Consider the following 21,404-nt stretch of genomic DNA (forward strand, 5'->3'; position numbering starts at 1 on the left):
ACGGCGGAAAACCGAAAAGGTAACAGTTGATAAGCAGCAGCGATTTGGAGACGGGGCGTACAGCGGCGCCCTCCGGTCTACGCACACTCAGGCATTAAATGGACAAAGACACACTGAAAATTACAGCCAGAGCGCTTCGCGAAAAACTTGAAATTCTCAAGGACCAGAATCCTGACGCCATGACCATGCTCAACCTACTTCGCGACCTTCTGTTGAAATCTGAGAACGGTGAAATCCACGCACCTTTAGAGGCGCGAGACATCTCCTGGTATCGTTCTCTACAGGAAACAAACTTACAAGACGACCATGAACTTAGCGAGGCTTTTGCCAAATTCTATATGGCGTTAATCAATGGACAAGAATGGAGTTCATTTAAAAAATTCCAGGCTAAAAGTAACACACGCGAAAGGCACGGCACCCAGCGCTGCGCCCCACACTAGAGCGGCCGATCGCCAACGCCTGAACAAAAGGTGCTATCACTCACTGCCAGATAGCAGCTCGTCCATTTCATCCCCCTGAGGCGCGAGTTCAAACAACCGGCTTGCCAGTTCACAAATGTGCCGCGACCAGGCAACCTTGGCCACCCACTCCGGCGGCATGCCCGACACCCCATACAAGGCGCCGGCGATCTGCCCTGCCGTCGCCGCCACGCTGTCGGCATCATCGGCAAGGTTGGCAGCCAACAGAATCGCATCCCTGAAATTGTCCGTATTCCACACAGCCCAGAGCGCTGCTTCCAAGGTATCGACCACATACCCTGACGAGCGAATTTGCTCACGGGTTTTGTGCTTGTACTCCCCGGCATTGATGATCAAGGCCCGGGGCTGCAAGGGGCGCACCTTCGGCGACAACGCCTCTTCCTTGTCCGCGCCATTGAGCGCCAGATGCAGCTGTGCCCCGAACAACTTGCAGCACTCCGAGACCTCGATCGCGCGATGGGTCACGCTGCTCTGCGTCACACTCTCCCACCAGGTTGCCGACAGCGAGTGGCGCCTGAAAATGGCCGTAGGCGCGAGCCGTATCAACGAACCATTGCCCGCTGTCGAGGCTTCGAGATTGCCCATCCACGCAAGCCCTTGGGCCTCCCACCCTTCCAGGGCTCGGCGGGTGACATTGCCGATGTCGAAGCAGCGGCCATTGGCGCTATTTTCACCCTGCCGGTACCAGCGCACCATGGCATCGGCAAAGGTCGCGAAATCGAACTTGCCTTGGCTTGCGTAGGTGCCTGCCAGGCACAGGGCCATGCTGGTATCGTCGGTCCACTCACCCGGCGCGAGGCGGAACGGCCCACCGCCGACCATGTCGCTGACCTGCCCCTGATCGCGGCGCTGGAACTCCAGAGTGGTGCCTACCGCATCGCCAATCGCCAGTCCCAACAGTGCCCCCTGCGCGCGGTCTAGCGCCTGGCCTGGTGTCAAGGTGCAGGATCGGTCGTTCAGCCAGGCGGGCTTTGTCCGCAGCAGCCTTGGTGCGTCGGGCTCCGGCATGTAGGCCATGCGCTGTTGCAATTGCGGCGATAGTTCGGGGAGCAAATCGGCGTAACGCTTTGCGTAGTCGCTCAGGATTGCATCCGGGCTTCTCAGGTCGATCATGCTGATTCCTTGCAGTAGGTTGCTCTCGTCCATGCGCTCATTTTGCTTGAGCTGCACTACCCCGGCAATGACCCGAGCAAGCCGCCGACCATGAGGATGGCACCGGCTACGCCGGTGTTCGCGGGTGAACCCGCTCCCACAGGGGCCGTGCAGGCTTCACGGTTTTGGCTGAGGCAATTGTTGCTGCAGGCAGGGCACAAACCCTGGGGCCGGCGCTGTTCCTGTGGGAGCGGGCGCGCCCGCGAACACCGGCGCAGCCGGTGCCATCCACCGCGTCGCCTGCTTCGCGGGCGTGCCCGCTCCCACAGTGATCGCGCACGTTTTCAAGGTTTTTAGCGAGACCGTTGCCTCTGCTGGTGCGGCATTGGCCCGGGGGCCGACGCTATTTCCGAGGGGGCGCGCGAGCTTTCAAAAGTCACTATCCAAACGGATGGATCGCGCTTGATAACACCCTTTCCACGCGGCACATTCCGTCGCATTGCCATCATCCTGAGGCGTCTCGCCAATACCTCCGCGAGAAAGCGGTCAGCGCAAAAAATGAGACCGGATTCACTTTTTGCAAAAAACTTTTGCCAAGGATTTTTATCGCATTCCCGCCCCTCGCACACCCACGTTTTCGGGCCTGAACCCTTATTTCCCGCGTCCGAAACCCCCAGTCAATATCACGACGCTATCATTGCGTCACATCACAAAACAGGGAAAAAATCGCCCCCCTCGCGGGAACTTCTTCAGCAGCGAGGTGCCCTACTCGGCATTGCTGGCAACACGATATTCATGTGCCAGCACTCAAGTTTGCCGCCGTCGAGAGGCGCAATTTCAGGTCCACGCCATTGGCGTTTCAGGACGATCAAGCAGGCACATGGACGATGCACCGATGACACAGACATTCGATGTCGAAGCACTGATCAAGCTGCGTAGCCAGACGCGGGCGATCTCCGATGCGCTGAAGGCGCAGGCGGCGGATTACCTCGCCACCGTGGCACCGCTGATCCGTCCGCAAACCCTGTTTGGCGAATACCTGCAAGGCGCCCAGCGCAGCAGCGGGCGCGAAACCCAGGGCCACTTCCAGGCCCTGGTCGAACTCTACGAACGTATCGGCTCGGCCGCGCCGTTCCAGTTGGTCACCGAGCTGGAAGTACCGCTGAACCTGATCAGCACCACCCCCGAACTGTTCCCGCTGGAATACGACAAGGCCCTGGAGCACAGCGGCCAGGTCATCCGCATCACCAGCCCGACCCGCTGGGTGGTGGGCTTCCACGCCTTCGACCTGGCGCGGTTTCGCAACGTCATCAAAGACCCCAACCGCAGCAGCGCCGAGCTGTACCGCTTCGTGGTGCACTACCTGGTGCTGTTCTACTGCCTGAGCAAGTCGCCTGGCCTTGGCCGGCTGTTCGAGGGCCTGCGCTACAGCCTGAGCTTCGAGCGCCTGAAGGGCTTTGGCGACCTGCCGTTCTGCGTCATCAGCTCGCCGGTGCGCTCTGAACTGCCCGACGATTCGGTCATCCGCAGCAGCACGCAGATTGCCGGCAACACCAGCTTCGAAGAACTGGTGGGCCGCGACAACATCCTGGAAATGAACGACGAAATCCGTCAGCGCCTGCTGCTGACGATCGAAGGACTGTAACGCGCTGCGCCCGGTCACGGGCCGCGCATTGTTTCGCAGCGAATTGCTCGCACTGGAGAACACGATGGCGAAGAAGGAAAGCACTCAGCACAAACTCGACCGCGTTCGCGCGCCTCGGGTCCATATCACCTACGACGTGGACATCGGCGATGCCATCGAGAAAAAGGAGCTGCCCTTCGTCGTCGGCGTACTGGGCGACTTTTCCGGCAACCCGCTGGAGCCGCTGCCCAAACTCAAGGACCGCAAGTTCGTCTACATCGACCGCGACAACTTCAACGGCGTGCTCAAGGGCATCAAGCCGCGCCTGACCTACCGCGTCGACAACACCCTGGCCAAGAACGGCACCCAGCTGGGCGTGGAGCTGAACTTCAACAGCCTCGAAGACTTCGAGCCACAGAACGTGGTCAAGCAGGTCGAACCGCTGCGCAAACTGCTGGAAGTGCGCAACAAGCTGGCCGACCTGCGTAACAAGATGGGCGGCAACGACAAGCTCGAAGAGCTGCTGATGGACGTGCTGCAGAACACCGAGAAGCTCAAGACCCTGGGCAAGGAATTCGGCCGTGAAGCCGAAGTGAAAGACCCATCCAGCAGCGATCGCGCCTGAGCAGGAGCCCGAACATGACCGACAAGCAAACCGCACCGCAACAGGCCGGCGACCTGGTCGAAGTGGAAAACTTCGCGCCACAGGCATCGTTGCTCGACAGCATCATTTCGCAAAGCCGCGTGGCCCGCTCCGACACCGAGCGCAACCGCACCCGCGACCTGATTGGCGAACTGGTGAACCAGGTGCTCGAGGGCGAGATGACCCCGAGCAAGGACCTGATCGCCGTGCTCGATTCGCGTATCGCCGAGATCGATTCGATGCTTTCCGAGCAGATGAACGAAATCATGCACGCCCGTGAGTTCCAGCAGCTGGAAGCCTCCTGGCGCGGCCTGAAATACCAGGTAGACCAGACCGAGACCAGCACCACGCTGAAGATCCACCTGCTCAATGCCTCGAAGAAAGACCTGGTACGCGACCTGAAGGCCGCCAGCGAATTCGACCAGAGCGCGCTGTTCAAGAAGGTCTACGAAGAAGAGTACGGCACCTTCGGCGGCGCGCCTTTCGGCATGCTGATCGGTGATTACGAGTTCAACCGCAACCCCGAAGACATGTACCTGCTGGAGGAGATCTCGCACGTCGCCGCAGCAGCCCATGCCCCGTTCATTTCGGCCGCCTCCCCCGAGCTGTTCGGCTGGGACTCCTTCACCGAGATGTCCGGCCCGCGTGACCTGGCGAAGATCTTCGACACCGTGGAATACGCCAAGTGGAAGTCGTTCCGCGCTTCGGAAGACTCGCGCTACGTCGGCCTTACCCTGCCGCACGTGCTCGGTCGCCTGCCGTATGGCCCGGACACCACCCCGGTGGAGGAATTCAACTTCGTCGAAAGCGTCGATGGCCGCGACCACAACAAGTACCTGTGGATGAACGCTGCCTATGCCCTCGGCACCCGCGTTACCGATGCCTTCGCCCGCTACGGCTGGTGCGTGGCCATCCGCGGCGTGGAAGGTGGCGGCCTGGTCGAAGGTTTGCCAACCCACACCTTCAAGACCGACGACGGCGAAATCGCCCTCAAGTGCCCGACCGAAATCGCCATCACCGACCGCCGCGAAAAAGAGCTGTCGGACCTGGGCTTCATTCCCCTGGTGCACTGCAAGGGCACCGACTATGCCGCGTTCTTCGGCACCCAGTCGGCGCAGAAGCAGAAGCAGTACAACACCGACATCGCCAACGCCAACGCGCGCCTGTCGGCCCAACTGCAGTACATCTTCGCCACTTCGCGCATCGCCCACTACATGAAGGCCATCATGCGCGACAAGATCGGTAGCTTCGCCTCGCGCATGGATGTCGAGCGCTTCCTCAACCAGTGGCTGGCCAGCTACGTGCTGCTCGACGACACCGCCAGCCAGGAAGCCAAGGCCAAGTTCCCGCTGCGCGAAGCCCGCGCCGAGGTGTTCGAAGTGCCGGGCAAGCCAGGTGTGTACAAGGCCGTGACCTACCTGCGCCCGCACTACCAACTGGATGAGCTGACCGCTTCGCTGCGCCTGGTTGCCGAGCTACCACAGGGCGCGCGCGGCTGACAGGCCGGTGTGTACAGGGATGACACATGAGTAACCAGGCCCGCCTGCTGCCCTCGCTGCTCGACCGACTGCTGGACGACCGTCCGTACCAGTCGGCCGAGCCAGCCGTGCAACGCACCTGCTCGTTGAGCGAGTACAAGGCCAGCATCGTCCGTGACCTGGAGGTACTGGTGAACACTCGCCAGAGCCTGGTCGCCGAAGAGCTGGAGGGCTACAGCCAGCTCGGTGGCTCCATCCTCGAATACGGCATGCCCGACTTCATCAGCCGCAGCGTGCTCGACCCGCATGATCGGCGCCTGATCCAGCAGCAACTGGAGCGGGCGATCAGCACAGGGGACCGGCGATTTCGCCGTGTCCGCGTGCAGCTGCTGGCCCAGCAGAACGGCCACCGCATGTTGACCTTCCGCGTGGACGCCGTGTTGCGTCTGCAGGACATCAGCCGCCAGGTGTCATTCGACGCCGTGCTGCAGGTCAACACCCAGGAATACAAAGTGCAGAACCTCAACTGATGCTCGACGAACTGCTGCCCTACTACGAAAAGGAACTGTCGCACCTGCGCTTCCTCGGCCAGGAGTTTGCCGCGCAGTACCCGAAAATCGCTTCGCGGCTGTTGATCGAGGGCGACAACTGCGAAGACCCGCACACCGAGCGCTTGATCGAAGCGTTCTCGTTCCTGTCTGCGCGGGTGCACAAGAAGCTCGATGACGAGTTTCCGGAAATCGTCGAATCCTTCCTCGAGGTGCTGTACCCACACTACCTGCGCCCTACCCCATCGATGTCGATTGCCGAGCTGAGCCTGGGCAAGCACGAGAAAGTCACCGAAGCCTACCGGGTGGCGCGCCATACCGAGATGCATGCCAATGCCGTGGAAGGTGTGGTGTGCAAGTTCCGCACCTGCTACCCGGTAGAGCTGTGGCCGATTGCCGTGCAGCAGGCCTCGTTCGCCGAACTGGAGCGTTCGGCCTTCAACGGCCACAGCGCCGACCTGGTCGCACGCCTGCGCATCCGCCTGGCAGCCACCGGCGATGCCCTGTTCGGGCAGATGGAACTGGACCGCCTGCGGTTCTTCCTCGACGGCGAGGCGACCCTGATGCTGCAGCTGTACGAGCTGCTGTTCAACAACCTGGCCAAGGCCACCCTGAGCTTCCAGGACCAGGGCCGCAGCCGCGAAGTGGCCTTGCCGGCCGATGCCCTGAAAGCCGTGGGCTACGCCCGTGACGAAGGCCTGGTGGACTACTCCGAGCGCTCGTTCCTGGGCTACCGCCTGCTGCACGAGTACTTCACCTTCCCCGACAAGTTCATGTTCTTCGACCTGAACGGCTTTGCCCGCATTCTGCAGGGCAAGGCCATCGAGCAGGTCGAGATCAACTTCTATTTCTCCGACTACGACCTCAGCGAGCGCCTGGCGCGGCTGACACAGAACATCGGGCGCAACAACTTCAAGCTCAACTGCACACCGATCATCAACCTGTTCCGCCAGCAAGCCGAGCCGATCAAGCTGACCCACACCCAGCACGAATACCCGGTCACACCCGATACACGGCTGCACAACGCTGCCGAAGTCGTCTCGATCGACCGCGTACGGCGGGTGCGCAAACTCGGCGGCATCGACCAGGTCGCCACCTGCCACCCGTTTTTCGAACCCCGTGGCGAGCAGGACCCGCACAGCAGCTTCTGGGTGGCGCGCCGGCGCATCCAGGGTGACGCCACCGCCATGAGCATCCGCGTGGTCGACCGCGACCTGGAGCTGATCGACGCCAGCAGCGACACCCTCAGCATCGGCCTTACCTGCAGCAACCGCGATGTACCGCTGATGCTGCCGTTCGGGGGCGAACGTGGTGACTTCAACATTCCCGCCAACTCGGTGATCAAGGATATCCGCTGCCTGCGCAAGCCCACCGCCACGGTGCGTGTGCCCCTGGGCAAGGGCCTGACCTGGCGGTTGATCGCCCACCTGTCGCTGAACCATATGTCGCTGGTCAGCCAGGGCCGCGAAGTGCTGCTGGAGCTGTTGTCGCTGTACAACTACCGCAATGTTTCCGCCATTCGCAAACAGATCAACGGCATCAAGGCGATCAGCAGCGAGCCGGTGGTCGCACGCATCGGCCACCCGCGGCCGAACTTCGTACGTGGCGTCGGCATCACGCTGACCCTGGATGAAAGCCAGTTCATCGGCAGTGGCGTGTACCTGTTCGGCATGGTGCTGGACCACTTCTTCGGCCAGTACTGCTCAATGAACAGCTTCACCCAACTGACCCTGCGCACCCAACAACGAGAAAAGAGAGTCGTCCAATGGCCAGCACGCACCGGCGATCAGCCCCTGGTCTGATCGATCAGGCCCGAGCCGAGCCGCACCGATTCGAATTCTTTCAATTGGTGCGCCTGCTCCGCCTGCACTACAGCCGTACCGGGCGCATGGACCTGGCAACCCGGCCGCACGAAGACCCGCTGCGTTTTCGTACCCAGCTTTCGCTGGCGTTCCCGGCCAGCGAGGTCAGCGACCTGCACTTCGAGCGCGAAGGCAAGGTGTCGCCGGCCGGCTTGCCGCTGTCGGAAGTGCAGGTCACCTTCATGGGCCTGGTCGGGCCGTCAGGCGTACTGCCGCGCCCGTATACCGAGCTGCTGCTGGAGCGCCACGTGCAGTATCGCGACGATGCCGCCCACGCGTTTCTCGACATCTTCTCGCACCGCATGACCACGCTGTTCTACGAGGCCTGGCAGAAGTACAAATTTCATATCGAGCACGAGCGCAATGGCACTTCGGGCTTCGATGGCTACCTGCTCAACCTGGTCGGCCTCGGCCCGCGCGCGCAGCAACTCAAGTTCGAGCAGCAACCAACCGCGCTGCGCCGCGAGCTGTTCAGCTACTTTGCCGGCCTGCTCAGCCAGAAGCCGCGCAACGCGCTGAACCTCGAACGCATGCTCGGCTTCTATTTCTCGCTGCCGATCAAGGTCCGCCAGTTCGCCGGGCGCTGGCTGCACCTGCAGCCCGAACAATGCACCCAGCTCGGCCGCCGCAATGCCCAGCTCGGCCACAGCGCCGTAGCCGGCAACCGGGTCTGGGACTACCAGTCGTGCATCCGCATCGAGCTGGGCCCGCTAAGCCTGACCGATTACCAGCGCTTCCAGCCGGGCACCGCGTGCTACCGCAAGCTGGTCGAACTGGTGCGCTTCTATATAGGCGCCGAACTGGATTTCGAAATTGCCCCGCGCCTCAAGCGCGAGGCGGTGCCACACGCCCAGCTGGGCCGCAGTGGCAATGTCGCCCTGGGCTGGCTGGGCTGGCTCAAACGCCCTGGTCGTGACGCGGAGCCTTCGCGTTGCGCCGTCTTCCACATTCCTTACGATGGGGTCGCCTTGTGAACCTGAAGTCTCTGTTCGCCAAGCTCAACGAAACCAGCCGCACGGCCACGGAAAGCGCGGCGGCCCTGTGCCTGTCGGAGCACCATTACGACGTGGAGGTGGAGCACCTGCTGCTGCAGTTGCTCGATAACAGCGACAGCGACCTGGCGCCGATCCTGCGCCACTACGAAGTAGTCGCCGAGCGCCTGCAGGCGCAACTGGTCACGGCCCTGGGCACCTTCAAGAAAGGTAATACCCGCACCCCGGCGCTGTCGCCGCACATCACCCGCATGATCGAACAGGCCTGGTTGCTGGCGTCGATCGAATACGGCGTCGGCCAGGTGCGCAGCGCTCACCTGCTGCAGGCCCTGCTCGATGATGCCGAACTGCGTCGCGTGGTGATCGCCTCGGCGCCGGAGCTGGAGAAAATCAACGCCGATGACCTGCGCCTGAACCTTGCGGCGCTGGTGGAAGGCAGCGCCGAGTCCCGGCAGGCCAGCCCGCTGGCCAGCCCTGCGGCGCCAGTGAACAGTGCGAGCAAGGCCGGCGGCAAGACCCCGGCGCTGGACCAGTACACGGTCAACCTCACCCAGAGCGCCCGCGAAGGCCGCATCGACCCGGTGCTGGGCCGCGAGTTCGAAGTACGGCAGATGGTCGACATCCTCACCCGTCGCCGCCAGAACAACCCGATCCTCACCGGCGAAGCCGGGGTCGGCAAAACCGCCGTGGTCGAAGGCCTGGCCCTGCGCATCGCCCAAGGTGACGTGCCGGCGGTGCTCAAGGATGTGGCCCTGCACACCCTCGACCTGGGCCTGCTGCAGGCCGGCGCCGGGGTCAAGGGCGAGTTCGAGAACCGCCTCAAGGCAGTGATCGAAGAGGTCAAACGCAGCCTGCACCCGATCATCCTGTTCATCGACGAAGCCCACACCCTGATCGGTTCCGGTGGCCAGGCCGGGCAGAACGATGCCGCCAACCTGCTCAAACCGGCCCTTGCCCGTGGCGAGCTGCGCACCATCGCCGCCACTACCTGGGCCGAATACAAGAAGTACTTCGAGAAGGACGCCGCCCTCGCCCGCCGCTTCCAGGTGGTCAAGGTGGAAGAACCCGACGAAGACAAGGCCATCCACATGCTGCGCGGCCTGCTCGGCAAGATGCGCGAACACCATAAGGTAGCGGTGATGGACGAAGCGCTGGTGCAGGCCGTGCGCCTGTCCAACCGCTACATCACCGGCCGCCAGCTGCCCGACAAGGCGGTCAGCGTGCTCGACACCGCCTGCGCGCGCATTGCCCTGGCGCAATCGTCGCAACCTGGCGCCCTGGAAGACTGCCGCCGCCAGATTGACAACCTGCAGGCCGAAATCGCCGTGCTCGGCCACGAAGCCGGCAAAGGCCACGACCACACTCGCCGCCTGGGCGAGCTGCAGGCTGCCCTGCAGGCCGAGCAGCAGCGGGAGCAGCAGCTGAACACGCAGTGGCAACATGAGCTGGAACTGGTCGAACAGCTCAAGGCGCTGGACGCCGCCAGCGAGGCCGATGCCAAGCAGCTCAACGCCCTGCGTGCCGAACTGGCCCGCGTGCAAGGCGACCAGCCCCTGGTCCATGCCCTGGTCGACAGCGGCGCCATCGCCCAGGTCATCAGCGGCTGGACCGGTATCCCGCTGGGCAAGATGCTGCGTGACGAGATCGACACCGTGCAGCGCCTGCCGGCCCTGCTTGGTGAGCGCGTGCTGGGCCAGGACCACGCCCTGCACGAGATCGGCAAGCGCATCAAGATTTCCCGCGCACGCATGGAAGACCCGAACAAACCGATCGGTGTGTTCCTGCTGCTCGGCCCCAGCGGCGTCGGCAAGACCGAAACCGCGCTGGCCCTGGCCGATACCCTGTACGGCGGTGAACGCAACCTCATCACCATCAACATGTCCGAGTACCAGGAAGCCCACACCGTTTCGAGCCTCAAGGGCTCGCCACCCGGCTATGTCGGCTATGGCGAAGGCGGCGTGCTGACCGAGGCGGTGCGCCGCAAGCCGTACAGCGTGGTGTTGCTCGACGAGGTGGAAAAAGCCCACCCCGACGTGCTCGAACTGTTCTTCCAGGTATTCGACAAGGGCGTGCTGGACGATGGCGAAGGCCGCGAGATCAATTTCCGCAACACGGTGATCATCCTCACTTCCAATACCGGTACCGAGCGCATCATGCAGACCTGCCTGAACGCCACCGAGCTGCCGACGCCCGCAGCGATCGTCGAAGACCTGCGTGACCAGCTCAACCATGTGTTCAAGCCGGCCTTCCTCGGCCGCCTGAGCATCGTGCCGTTCTACCCGGTGCAGGACCAGATCCTCGAGCGCATCGTCGCCCTCAAGCTCGAACGCATCGCCAAGCGCTTCGCCCGCAACCACCAGGCCGAGCTCAGCTACGACCAGGCGTTGGTCAAGGCCATCGCCGCGCGCTGCACCGAGGTCGACAGCGGTGCCCGCAACATCGACAACATCCTGTCCCAGACCCTGATGCCCGAGCTCGCCCAGCGCGTGCTCGAGCGCATGGCCCAGGACACGCCGATCCAGCGTCTTGCGATCGAGCTGGGCAGCGATGGCGATTTCGCCTATCGCGTGGCCTGACCAGTACACGGAGGTTTTGCCGTCATGCAACACAAGCACACCGCCCTCAAACGCCTGACCACAGCTGCCTTGCTGGTGGCGCTGGCCGGCTGCGGGGTCACCGACCGTATCGGCAAGCGCATGGAAGACAGCTGGGCGGCCGACATGCTGGCCGACAGCGAAAAGGTCATCCTGACCTCCGACGGCGGCAACCAGCTCAACCCCGATGCCGAGGGCAAGCCGCTGTCGGTGGTGATGCGCGTGTACCAGCTGACCGACCTCGAACGCTTCGCCGCGACCGATGCCGAGACCCTGTGGGACACCCCGGAAAAGGCCTTGGGCAACACCCTGGTGGAAGCCCGCGAGATCACCCTGCTGCCGGGCATCGGCCAGATCGACCAGTGGCCACTGGCCAAGAGCGCTCGCTACGTCGGCGTGGCAGCGTTCTTCCGCAACGAACAGGACGCACGCTGGAAGGTCGCCTTCGACGCCAACTCGCTGCGCAAGGACGGTATCTGGTTCTCCTCCGACGGCCTGCGGGTGCTGGTGGACAACACCGAAATCAGCGCCATGCGTGGCGTCGACGTACTGAACAAACCGCCGACCGCCGACCAGCTGGCAGCCGCGCAGAAGGCCCGGGGCAACGCACCGACGCTCACCGACAAGGTGCAGGACGCCGTGCTCGACAAGGCCAGCGATGCCGCCGGCAAATCGGCACAGAACACCATGGATTCAACCTTCAACTCTTTAGTGGATAGCGTCAAATGAGCAAGCAGAGCCGGGTGATGTGGTCGGAAGGCATGTTCCTGCTGCCCCAGCACTTCCAGTACCAGGATGAGTTCCACCAGCACCAGCTGGCCGAGGCGACCTTGCGCACCACCCCATTCCATTGGGGTGTGCAGGTACTGCAGGTGGATGAGGACGCCCTGGCCAACGGTTCGCTGCAGCTCAAGCGCCTCAAGCTGGTGTTCCCTGACGGCAGCCTTTACGACGCACCGCAGCACGACCCGTTACCGGCCGCCCGTGACCTCAAGGACCTGCTCAAGGCCAACGACCTCAAGGTTCATGCTGCCTTGAAGCTGCCCGAGCCATTCGGCCTTAACTATGTCGAGGACGGCCAGGAACACAAGGCCGCGCGGCGTTTCCGCAAGCAGTTCGATACCCTGCCCGACCTCAATGAAGGCGAGCTGGAAAACGAAATCACCAGCCTGCGCCTGAACGTGGTGTTGCTGGTGGACGGTGACAGCCTGGACGGCTACAGCCACTGCCCGCTGGCCAGGCTGACCCGCAACAGCATGGGCGGTTTCAATCTCGACCCGCATTTTGTACACCCCACTCTGCATCTGGGCAGCCACGAGACCCTGGCCGGCATCGGCAAGCGCCTGCTCGGCGCCCTGCAGGCCAAGAGCAAGGCCCTGTCCGGCCGACGCCGCGAACGCGCCGACCAGATCGCCGAGTTCGGCTCCAGCGACGTAACCCTGTTCTGGCTGCTGAACACCGTCAACCGCGCCCACCCGCAGCTGGCCCATCTGCTGGCGCACCCGCGCCTGCACCCCGAGCGCCTGTACCTGTTCCTCGCCGACCTGGCGGGTGGCCTGCTGACGTTCACCCTGGACACCCAGCTCAGCGACATCCCCGAATACGACCATCACGACCCGGCCGCGTCGCTGGTCAAGCTCGACGAGATGATACGGGTGATGCTCGACAACGTGGTGCCCAACCAGTGCATCGTCATCAACCTCAACCAGACCAAGCCGTCGTACTGGCAGGGCCAGTTGCACGATCCACGCCTGACCGAGGCCGACTTCTATATCTCGGTCCATGCCGACATGCCTGGTGCCAGCCTGCTGGAGCTGGTACCGCGGGCATTCAAGGTCGGCTCGCCGGAAGACATCGAGGTGGTGGTCAACAGCGCGATGCCCGGCGTCACGCTCAACCATGCCGCACGGCTGCCCAACGCAATACCGGTGCGCCTGGACAACCAGTACTTCGCCATCGAGCCGCATGGACATGTCTACGAGCGAATGATGAATGCCCAGACCATCTGCTTCTACGCGCCCAGCGCCTTTACCAACCTCAAGCTTGAACTGATGGCGGTGCTCAAATGACCGAAGCCGTATTGCAACAGGGCGCCGTCGCGGCCGCCAACGACAAACCGACGCTCAAGGACCTGGTCCAGGACTTCATCAGCATGGCGTTGATCGTGCGGCGTGGTCGTCAGGTCACCTCGGTGCCGGCCTTCGAAGCCAGCGTGGAACGCTTCTTCGCCAACCTGGAACGCGAAGCCCGCGCTGCCAACTACAGCGCCGAACAGGTCAAGGACACCCAGTACGCGCTGTGTGCCTTCCTCGACGAGAGCGTGCTGCGCGCGAGCGACAACCAGCTGCGCCAGCACTTCGAGCTGCAGCCGCTGCAGTTCCGCTACTTCGGCGTGCACCTGGCGGGTGAAGGCTTCTTCGAGAAGGTCGATGCGCTGCGTGCCGACGTCAAGCAGAACATCGATGTGCTCGAGGTCTACCACCTGTGCCTGGCCTTGGGCTTCGAGGGCAAGTTCAGCCTCGGCCAGAAAGACCAGCTGCGCTACCTGGCCAATACCCTGGGCCAGGATATTGCCCGCTACCGCAAGGCGCCCAAAGCACTGTCACCGGACTGGGCACTGCCCGACCAGGTGTCGCAGATGCTGCGCCACGAGGTGCCGCTGTGGGTTTACCTGGCGCTGATCGCGCTGGTCTGCGTCGCCGTGTACCTGACGCTGGACTGGTTGCTGGACAAGGACGTCGCCGCCCTTTCCGAACAAATCCGCCAGCTGTTCAGTGCCTGAGCAAACGTCAGGTAGCCGAGTCAGGAAGACATGAAAACATTACTGCGCCTTTTGAAGAATTTCTGGTTTCTCCTGCTGCTGCTGTGGCTGGCGAGCCTGTTGACCTGCTGGTTGGTCGCCCCGTTGCTGCCATGGCTGCAACAGCACCTGCCCGAAGCACTGGCAATCATCAGCGCCTGCTTCCTGCTGGTGATCGTGCTGCGCCAATACCAGCGCATTCGCGCCGAGCACAACCTGGAGAACCTGCTGCAGATCGAGGTTGATCGCTCGTGGAATGCCACTGGCGAGTTCCGTGACCAGCAGGTGCTGCGCGAACGCCTCAAGCATGCCATTGCCATGTTGCGCACCGACCGCTCCGCTGGAGGCGGTGGCAAGGCGGCACTGTCCGACCTGCCCTGGTACCTGGTGGTCGGCATGTCGGCGGCCGGCAAGACCTCGCTGCTGACCCATTCCGGCCTGTCGGCCAGCATTGCCACGGCCAACGACAGCGAAAGCGGCACCCAGCACTGCGACTGGTACTTCAGCCCCGACGCGGTAATGATCGACACCGCCGGCCGCTATCTGCGCGATGACCAGTCGGCCAGCGAGTTCTCGGCCTTCCTGCGCATGCTGCGCAAGCAGCGCGGCAAGGCGGCGATCAATGGCCTGATCATGGTGGTCAGCCTGCCCGAGCTGCTGGCGGCCAACAGCGACGAACGCAATGCCCTGGCGGCCCAGCTGGTGGCGCGGGTGGAAGAATACGCCGAGTGCCTCGACGCCAACCCGCCGGTCTACCTGATGCTGAGCAAGACCGACCAGTTGCCGGGCTTCAGCCAGGCGTTCGACGGCCTTGACCTGCATGAACGCCAGCAACCGCTGGGCATGACCTTCGGCCTGTCGGAAATCCGCAACAACGGCCTGCACGCCGTGCTGCAGACGCGCCTGGGCAACCTGCAGAACCACATTCGCCAGCATGTCGACGCGCAGGTGATCGCCCTCGGTGCCGAAGCCGACAGCACCCTGCTGAACTTCCCGCAATACTTCGCCGCACTCAGCGGTGTCCTCGAGCAGTTCCTGGAGCACTTCACCCGCGGCCATCGCGGCGGTGCCCCGCTGCTGCTGCGCGGCCTGTACTTCACCAGTGCCCTGCAGACCGGGCAGCAGCTGGGGCAGGTATACGAAGACGTCATCGCCGACGAATTCGCCCTGCAAGCCGCCTACGATGAGCACACCGAGAACGTCGGCAAGGCCGCGGGCAACCGCAGCTACTTCATCACCGACACCTTCCGCCAGGTGATCTTCCCCGATCGCGACCTGACCCTGTACCAGTCGCGCCTGGGCCGCCAGGCTGCGTTCAGCCCGCTGCTGCTGGGCCTGGCCGCCGCCACCGGGTTGCTGTTCATCGGTTGGCAGGCACTGTCGTTCACCAATAACCGCCAATGGCTGGACAGCCTGCGCGGGCAGCTGGCGCAGATCGAGCAGGCAGAAGACCGCGAGCAGCAGCTGGCCGCTGGCAAGGGCCTGGAAGTGCTGCGCGAACAGATGGCCCGCGTCGAAAACCATCGCCTGCAGGGTGTACCACTGCAGTTGGGGGGTGGCCTGTACCATGGCGAAGCCATCCACCAGGTGACTCGCACCGCCTACCTGGCGCAACTGCGCAGCCAGGCGCTGGAGCCGATCGCACGCAGCCTGCAAGTGCAGATGCGGGCCTTCAACACCTTCGCCAACGGTATCAACCAGGAGCTGGAATTCACCCCGGCCCCGACACCGAAAAAACGCAATGGCAAGCCGCTGGCCCCGGCCATTGCAGCCAAGGCCCAGGCTGCGCTGGGCAACAGCCGCGCCGGTGCCTATGCCGCCAAGGTCAACCTGGCCACGGCCAGCGATGCCGCCGAGCTGTCTGCCACCACCGGTGGCCTGTCACTGTCCGAAGAAATGCTCGGGCGCCTCGACGAACAGCAGGTGGCCTCGATCATCGATGCCTACAACACCCTCAAGCTGTACCTGCTGCTGACCGAGCCCCAAGGCCATCCGGACCCGGCCTTCGTCGCTGCCAACCTGCCCCAGGCCTGGGCCAGCGCCGCCACCGAAGGCACTCCGGCCGACGCAGCCGTGATCGCAGAAAATGCCCCGCTGTACGTACAGTTGCTGGAACAAGGCCAGGCGCCGTCGTTGCCGCGTAACGAACAGCTGATCAACGAAACCCGGCAAAACCTCAAGTCGTTCATGATCTCCAGCTCGCTGGTCGATCGCGAGTACCTGCGCCTGCAACTCGAGTCGAGCCGCCAGTTCCCGGCACTGAGCCTGAACGACCTGGTGCCGCAACCGGGCCGCGCGTTGCTGTATGGCTCCGCTGGCGTACCGGCAATCTATACCCGCCAGGGCTGGGACACCTTCGTCAAGCCCGAACTGATCAAGCTGGTGTCGGGCAACCTGCGCAACGAGTCGGACTGGGTGCTGGACGGTGAAGGTGGCGATGCCATCGTGCAAAAGGCCAACTTCGTGCGCGAGTTCATGACCCGCTACAAACGCGACTACACCCAGGCCTGGTACAAGATGGTCAGCAGCGTGGGGGTACGCCACTTCGCCGACCTGGCCTCGGCCACCCAGCAGCTGGGGCTGCTCAGCGATGTGCAGAACTCGCCGGTAAAGAACCTGCTGGCGGCGGTCAATGACAACACCCAGTGGGACCTGCCGGTCAAGCACGCCATCCCGGCCCTCGGTAGTACCCGCGAAGACGGCTTCTGGAGCAAGGTCTCCGGCCTGTTCGACGACAAGGACGCCCTGCCCGCCAACGTCGCCCCGGCCCTGCCGGCGGTGGACGATGGCAGCCTGGCCAAGCGCTTCGAACCGGTGGCGCGGGTATTTGCCGAAAACAACGCCGAAGGCGCCGACAGCACCATCATGGACCGCTACCTGGCCGCCTTGCGCAAGCTCAAGGTGCGCATGAACAACATCCAGCGTTCGCAGGATGTGGGCAAGAGCAGCAAGCAGCTGATCAGCGAGACCCTGGAAGGCCAGCCGAGCGAGATCACCACCGTGCGCAACTACGTGGAGAGCAGCGTCGACACCAGCCAGGACGGCCTGTCGCGCTCGCTGCAGGGGCTGTTCAGCCTGCCTATCCAGTATGCCTGGGCGACCCTGCGCGACCCGGCCGGCCAGCAGATCGCCAAGGCCTGGGCGCAGCAGATCGCCAAGCCTTGGGAACAGGTCATGGCGCACCGCTACCCGATTGCCGGCAGCAGCCGCAACGAGGCGTCGGTAAAGGACCTGCAGCGCTTCGTCGACCCCGACAGCGGCCTGCTGCCGGCCTTCAAGCGCAACGAAATCGGCAACCTGGCCGGGGGTGAAGGCCTGGGTGTGGGCGACGGCAAGGCACCGGCGCTGGTCAACCCAGGCATGCTCAACAGCATCGACAAGGCCAGCTCCGTGGGCCAGGTGATCGCCAGCCTGTCGGACCGTGACAACGGCTTCGAAATCATGCTGGAGCCTTCTGCCAACTTCACCGACATCGTGTTCACCCTCGATGGCCAGGAACAGCACTACCGCAACGGCCGCAGTAGCTGGAACCGCTTCGCCTGGCCGGGCACCAGCAACGCTCCGGGTGCCCGCCTGGATGTGGTCACCCTCAGTGGCGCGCGGGTCACCGTGTTCGACTTCCCCGGGCGCTGGGGCCTGCTGCGCATGAACGAAAGCGCCCGGGTCGAGGACCTGGACGGCATTCAGCAACGCTTCAGCTGGAACACCGCCAGCGGCCGCGTGAGCCTTGTAGTGCGCAACTTCGGTGGGGTGAAACTGACCGACCTGGGTGATGTCAAGGCGCTGAGCGCCCTCAACGACAGGGGCGCCCAATGATCGGTTGCTTCGGCAAGCTGCCGTCGAGCGCAGACTTCGTCAGCCTGCATGGCGCGGCGGAAGAAGTCTGCGAGTTCGACGCCTGGCTGCAGTCTGCGCTGGCGGCCATGCGCCACCGCGAAGACTGGCAGGCATTGTTCGACGCACTGCCGATGTGCTTCTTCAATTACCGCGCGAGCAACGGCAACTGGCTGCTGGGTGGCCTGCTCAGCTCGCGGGATGCCAGCCAGCGACGCTACCCGTTCTTCATCTTCCAGTTGCTCAAGGGCGAGGGAGCCACGATGCTGGTGAACCCGTTCACCCTCGGCGAGCTGTTCAGCGCGCAGATCAAGCCGATGCTGCACCAGGCGGTGCAGGGTGCTGACTGCGCCAGCCTGTTCGAACGCATCAAGGCCCTGCGGCCGCTGCAGGCCCAGGACCTCGACCTGTTCCGCCAGGTGCACGCCAAATTCCTCAAGGATTTCAGCTTGGCCGATGTCGCCCGCGCCCTGCTGCGCTCCTGGCCGGACTTCAAAAGTGACAAGGCGCTTGCGCTACTGCAGGCAAGCCGAGCCGTGCTGCACAACGATTTCGCCGGTGGCATCGAGCTGCCCTTGCCGGCCGAACGCGGGCTGAAAAACCCTACCGCCGACCTCTGGCTGACCTGGCTGACCCGCATGAGCCGGCAGCCCGGCGTGCCGGCGGTGAGCCTGCTGGCCGACGACTTCATGAAACCACGGCTGTACTGCCTGCCGTCGCGCCACGCCAACTGTGCCTACCGCCTGCTCAGTGGTTGCGCCGAAGCAGGTCAGCATCTGGAGCCGCTCGACCCGCTGACGGTAGCGCCACGGCTGCACGATTACGACCGATCTCTTGAACATGTCATCGGCCAATTCGTCGATGCGCTGGATGCGACACCTGTATGAACAAGATCAAGTACTACTGCCTGCGCTACCAACCCTACCTGCTGGGAGTGGCGTTCTTCCTGGCGATCTTCCTGGTCTGGGCCATCGGCTGCGCCCTGGGCTTTGCCTCGCTGCATAGCCTGCTGGCCGGTATCGGCGTGTTTCTGCTGCTGTCGGCGGGCTATGTACTGCTGCTTTATCGCGGCGCCGGCCAGCACCACAACCTCGAAGGGTTACTGCGCGACGATGCCGACCAGGCGGTACTCAACGCCACCCCCGCCGACCGCGAAGAAGTAAGCCTGCTGCGCGAACGCCTGCTGCAGAGCATCGAGCGCCTGCGCAGCAACACACCTCGCGGCACCTCGGCCAAGGACGCGCTGTACGCCCTGCCCTGGTACCTGGTGATCGGTCAGCCGGCCGCCGGCAAGAGCACGATGATCCTGCAGTCGGGCCTGAACTTCCCCTATGCCGAACGCGAAGGCGCACGGGTTGCGGGGCTTGGCGGCACGCGCAACTGCGACTGGTTCTTCAGCTCCGAAGCCGTGCTGCTGGATACCGCCGGGCGCTACATGAACAGCCCCGAAGAAGCCGGCAAGTGGCGCGGCTTCCTGCAGCTGTTGCGCCAGCATCGCCAACGCCGCCCTCTCAACGGCTTGATCGTCAGCGTCAGCATCGCCGACATCCTGCATGGCTCGGCCGAGGACCAGGACCGCGTGGCCAAGCGCCTGCGTGAACGGATCCAGGAAAGCTGCGCGCTGCTGGAAGTGCGCCTGCCGATCTACCTGGTGTTTACCAAGTGTGACCTGATCCCCGGCTTCACCCCGTTCTACCGCCAGCTGGATGACGCTGCGCGTGGTGAAGTGATGGGCAAGACCTTCTCGCACAAGGGTTACGCGCAGGCCGACTGGGGCCAGCGCTTCGGCAAGGCGATGGACGAACTGACCGGTTACTGGCAGCAGGTGGCGAACCAGCAACTGGTGCAGCAAGATATTCAGGTAACCCGGCAGAACAATGCGGCCTATCGCTTCCCGCTGGAGCTGGCCGCACTCAAGCCGCGCCTGCAACAATTCGTCGACAGCCTGCTGCGCGCCAACCCGTACCAGAACGCCGAAATGCTGCGCGGTTTCTATTTCACTGCCGCACTGCAGGCCGACGAAGCCCTGTGGGGCAGCCACGGCCAGCATGTGGCCGAACGCTTCGCCCTCGAACATGCCGAAGGCACCGCCACTGCCGTCAGCCAGCCGGCGCCGCTGTTCATCAACAGCCTGTTCCGCAAGGTGATCATCCCCGACCAGCACCTGGTGGCGCTGTACACCAGCAACACGCGGGAGCGCCGGCGCAAGGCGGGCTGGGTTGCCGCCACCGGCCTGGCAGCCCTGGTGCTGTGCAGCCTGTGGGGCTGGTCGTACCTGAACAACCGCGCCACCCTGGCCAGCATCGCCGGCGAACTGGCCCAGGCCAAGGCCGACGACCAGGCTGCCCGTGGCCAGTACGCCGCCTGGCATAGCCTTGACCGCTTGCGCTTCTGGGCCGAGCACTACTATCAGCAGCACCGCGAACAGGGCGTGCCGCTGGGCATGCGCCTAGGCCTGTACCAGGGCCATGAGGTCGAGCCGCTGCTGCGCAGCCGTTACTTCGCCACGCTGCAGAACGTGATGCTCAAGCCCACGGCAGACAACCTGACCCGCACCCTGTACCTGCTGACCACGATCAAGGTGTACCAGCGCAACACCCGCGAACTGCAGCCTGTGAGCGGCGTGGACAGCGTCGAGGCCGAGGAGCTGCCACATGACAACCGCGCGCAGTCGATCGCCGACTTCGGCAAGGCGGCGCTGGATACCTACGTGATGCTCTCGCCGGCCCGACGCGAAAACGCCGACCCGGCGTTTCTCAAGGCGCACCTGCCCGACTACTGGTACCCGGCCATCGCTCGCCATACCGGCAAGAGCATGGCCGCGGCCGCCAGCGAGGCCGGCGGCAACCAGGACTACCTGTACGCCAGCCGCCAGATCACCTTCTACAGCGACCAGATTCGTGAGCCGGATGTGCCGCGTATCCTCGACAACGCCTTCCTGATGTCCAGTTCGCGCAATTACATCGACAGCCTGCGCGCCCAGTCGCTGCGTTCGATCGAGACCATCACGCTGGAGTCCGACACCCTGTTCGCCTTCGGCCGCGCAGACTTCCAGAGCCTGAAGAGCGAAGGCCAGAGCCAGCTGAGCGCGATCGCCAGCAAACTGCTGAACACGCCCAACATCGGCAAGATCATCATTTCCGGCCACGCCGACCAGCTCGGCGACAGCCAAGGCAACCTGCAGGTTTCCAAACAGCGGGCGCAGACCATTCGCACCTACCTGGTCGGCAAGGGCGTACCTGCCGAACTGGTGGTCGCCCAGGGCGAAGGCAGCCGCAAGCCGCTGGTCAACTGCGACCTGCAGCAACCACGGGCGCAACTGATCAAGTGCCTGGAGCCCAACCGCCGGGTGGAAATCGAAGTACGCGGGCTCAACTGAAGCCCGCTGCAAGAACCGGCTACCCGGGCCTCACAGGAGGAGGCCCGGGTAGCGGAAAGCTACCTCTGCCGACAGGTTC

The 21,404-nt window shown here is 63.8% G+C and carries 15 protein-coding genes; 14 read left to right on the forward strand and 1 reads right to left on the reverse strand.

What is annotated here, in order from left to right; all coding sequences use genetic code 11:
- Window positions 1–98: 98 nt before the first annotated feature.
- Window positions 99–440 carry a hypothetical protein gene (locus AC2T3R_RS13825; RefSeq protein ID WP_410952424.1) on the forward strand — a complete coding sequence of 114 codons (342 nt, stop codon included), beginning with the start codon at window positions 99–101 and terminating at the stop codon, window positions 438–440.
- Between the two features lie 36 nt (window positions 441–476).
- Here AC2T3R_RS13825 and tri1 read toward each other — a convergent pair whose 3' ends face one another.
- Window positions 477–1,592: an ADP-ribosylarginine hydrolase Tri1 gene (gene tri1 / locus AC2T3R_RS13830; RefSeq protein ID WP_486743788.1), complete on the reverse strand. Its 1,116-nt coding sequence runs from the start codon at window positions 1,590–1,592 to the stop codon at window positions 477–479.
- A gap of 874 nt (window positions 1,593–2,466) precedes the next feature.
- Here tri1 and AC2T3R_RS13835 point away from each other — a divergent pair.
- The 13 genes from AC2T3R_RS13835 to tssM all read left to right on the forward strand — a co-directional run bounded on the left by AC2T3R_RS13835 (window position 2,467) and on the right by tssM (window position 21,325).
- Window positions 2,467–3,216: a hypothetical protein gene (locus AC2T3R_RS13835; protein WP_024087178.1), complete on the forward strand. Its 750-nt coding sequence runs from the start codon at window positions 2,467–2,469 to the stop codon at window positions 3,214–3,216.
- 64 nt (window positions 3,217–3,280) lie between these two features.
- Window positions 3,281–3,820: a type VI secretion system contractile sheath small subunit gene (gene tssB / locus AC2T3R_RS13840; RefSeq protein WP_024087179.1), complete on the forward strand. Its 540-nt coding sequence runs from the start codon at window positions 3,281–3,283 to the stop codon at window positions 3,818–3,820.
- 14 nt (window positions 3,821–3,834) lie between these two features.
- Window positions 3,835–5,337 carry a type VI secretion system contractile sheath large subunit gene (gene tssC / locus AC2T3R_RS13845; RefSeq protein WP_015270492.1) on the forward strand — a complete coding sequence of 501 codons (1,503 nt, stop codon included), beginning with the start codon at window positions 3,835–3,837 and terminating at the stop codon, window positions 5,335–5,337.
- 26 nt (window positions 5,338–5,363) lie between these two features.
- Window positions 5,364–5,846, forward strand: coding sequence for a type VI secretion system baseplate subunit TssE (gene tssE / locus AC2T3R_RS13850; protein ID WP_013972749.1), 483 nt, complete (start codon window positions 5,364–5,366; stop codon window positions 5,844–5,846).
- Complete coding sequence (tssF, locus tag AC2T3R_RS13855) at window positions 5,846–7,666, forward strand: type VI secretion system baseplate subunit TssF (RefSeq protein ID WP_367245730.1); 1,821 nt, start codon at window positions 5,846–5,848, stop codon at window positions 7,664–7,666. The genes tssE and tssF overlap by 1 nt, the downstream gene beginning before the upstream one ends.
- Window positions 7,630–8,700, forward strand: coding sequence for a type VI secretion system baseplate subunit TssG (gene tssG, locus AC2T3R_RS13860; protein ID WP_486743789.1), 1,071 nt, complete (start codon window positions 7,630–7,632; stop codon window positions 8,698–8,700). The genes tssF and tssG overlap by 37 nt, the downstream gene beginning before the upstream one ends.
- Window positions 8,697–11,294 carry a type VI secretion system ATPase TssH gene (tssH, locus tag AC2T3R_RS13865; protein ID WP_486743790.1) on the forward strand — a complete coding sequence of 866 codons (2,598 nt, stop codon included), beginning with the start codon at window positions 8,697–8,699 and terminating at the stop codon, window positions 11,292–11,294. The genes tssG and tssH overlap by 4 nt, the downstream gene beginning before the upstream one ends.
- Window positions 11,295–11,318: 24 nt before the next feature.
- On the forward strand, window positions 11,319–12,041 hold the full coding sequence (gene tssJ / locus AC2T3R_RS13870) for a type VI secretion system lipoprotein TssJ (protein ID WP_486743791.1): 723 nt from the start codon (window positions 11,319–11,321) through the stop codon (window positions 12,039–12,041).
- Window positions 12,038–13,381, forward strand: coding sequence for a type VI secretion system baseplate subunit TssK (gene tssK, locus AC2T3R_RS13875; protein ID WP_013972754.1), 1,344 nt, complete (start codon window positions 12,038–12,040; stop codon window positions 13,379–13,381). Before tssJ ends, tssK begins: the two co-directional genes overlap by 4 nt.
- Complete coding sequence (icmH, locus tag AC2T3R_RS13880) at window positions 13,378–14,094, forward strand: type IVB secretion system protein IcmH/DotU (protein ID WP_013972755.1); 717 nt, start codon at window positions 13,378–13,380, stop codon at window positions 14,092–14,094. The genes tssK and icmH overlap by 4 nt, the downstream gene beginning before the upstream one ends.
- Window positions 14,095–14,124: 30 nt before the next feature.
- The gene (locus tag AC2T3R_RS13885) at window positions 14,125–17,928 is read left to right on the forward strand and encodes a type VI secretion protein IcmF/TssM N-terminal domain-containing protein (RefSeq protein ID WP_486743792.1); all 3,804 of its coding nucleotides are present in this window, start codon (window positions 14,125–14,127) and stop codon (window positions 17,926–17,928) included.
- A complete protein-coding gene (gene tagF / locus AC2T3R_RS13890) occupies window positions 17,925–18,833 on the forward strand; it encodes a type VI secretion system-associated protein TagF (RefSeq protein WP_013972757.1) in 909 nt (302 codons plus the stop codon). Before AC2T3R_RS13885 ends, tagF begins: the two co-directional genes overlap by 4 nt.
- A complete protein-coding gene (gene tssM / locus AC2T3R_RS13895) occupies window positions 18,830–21,325 on the forward strand; it encodes a type VI secretion system membrane subunit TssM (RefSeq protein WP_486743793.1) in 2,496 nt (831 codons plus the stop codon). Before tagF ends, tssM begins: the two co-directional genes overlap by 4 nt.
- The last annotated feature ends 79 nt before the right edge of the window (window positions 21,326–21,404 follow it).

The organism is Pseudomonas sp. PVC-5-1 (assembly GCF_057444345.1).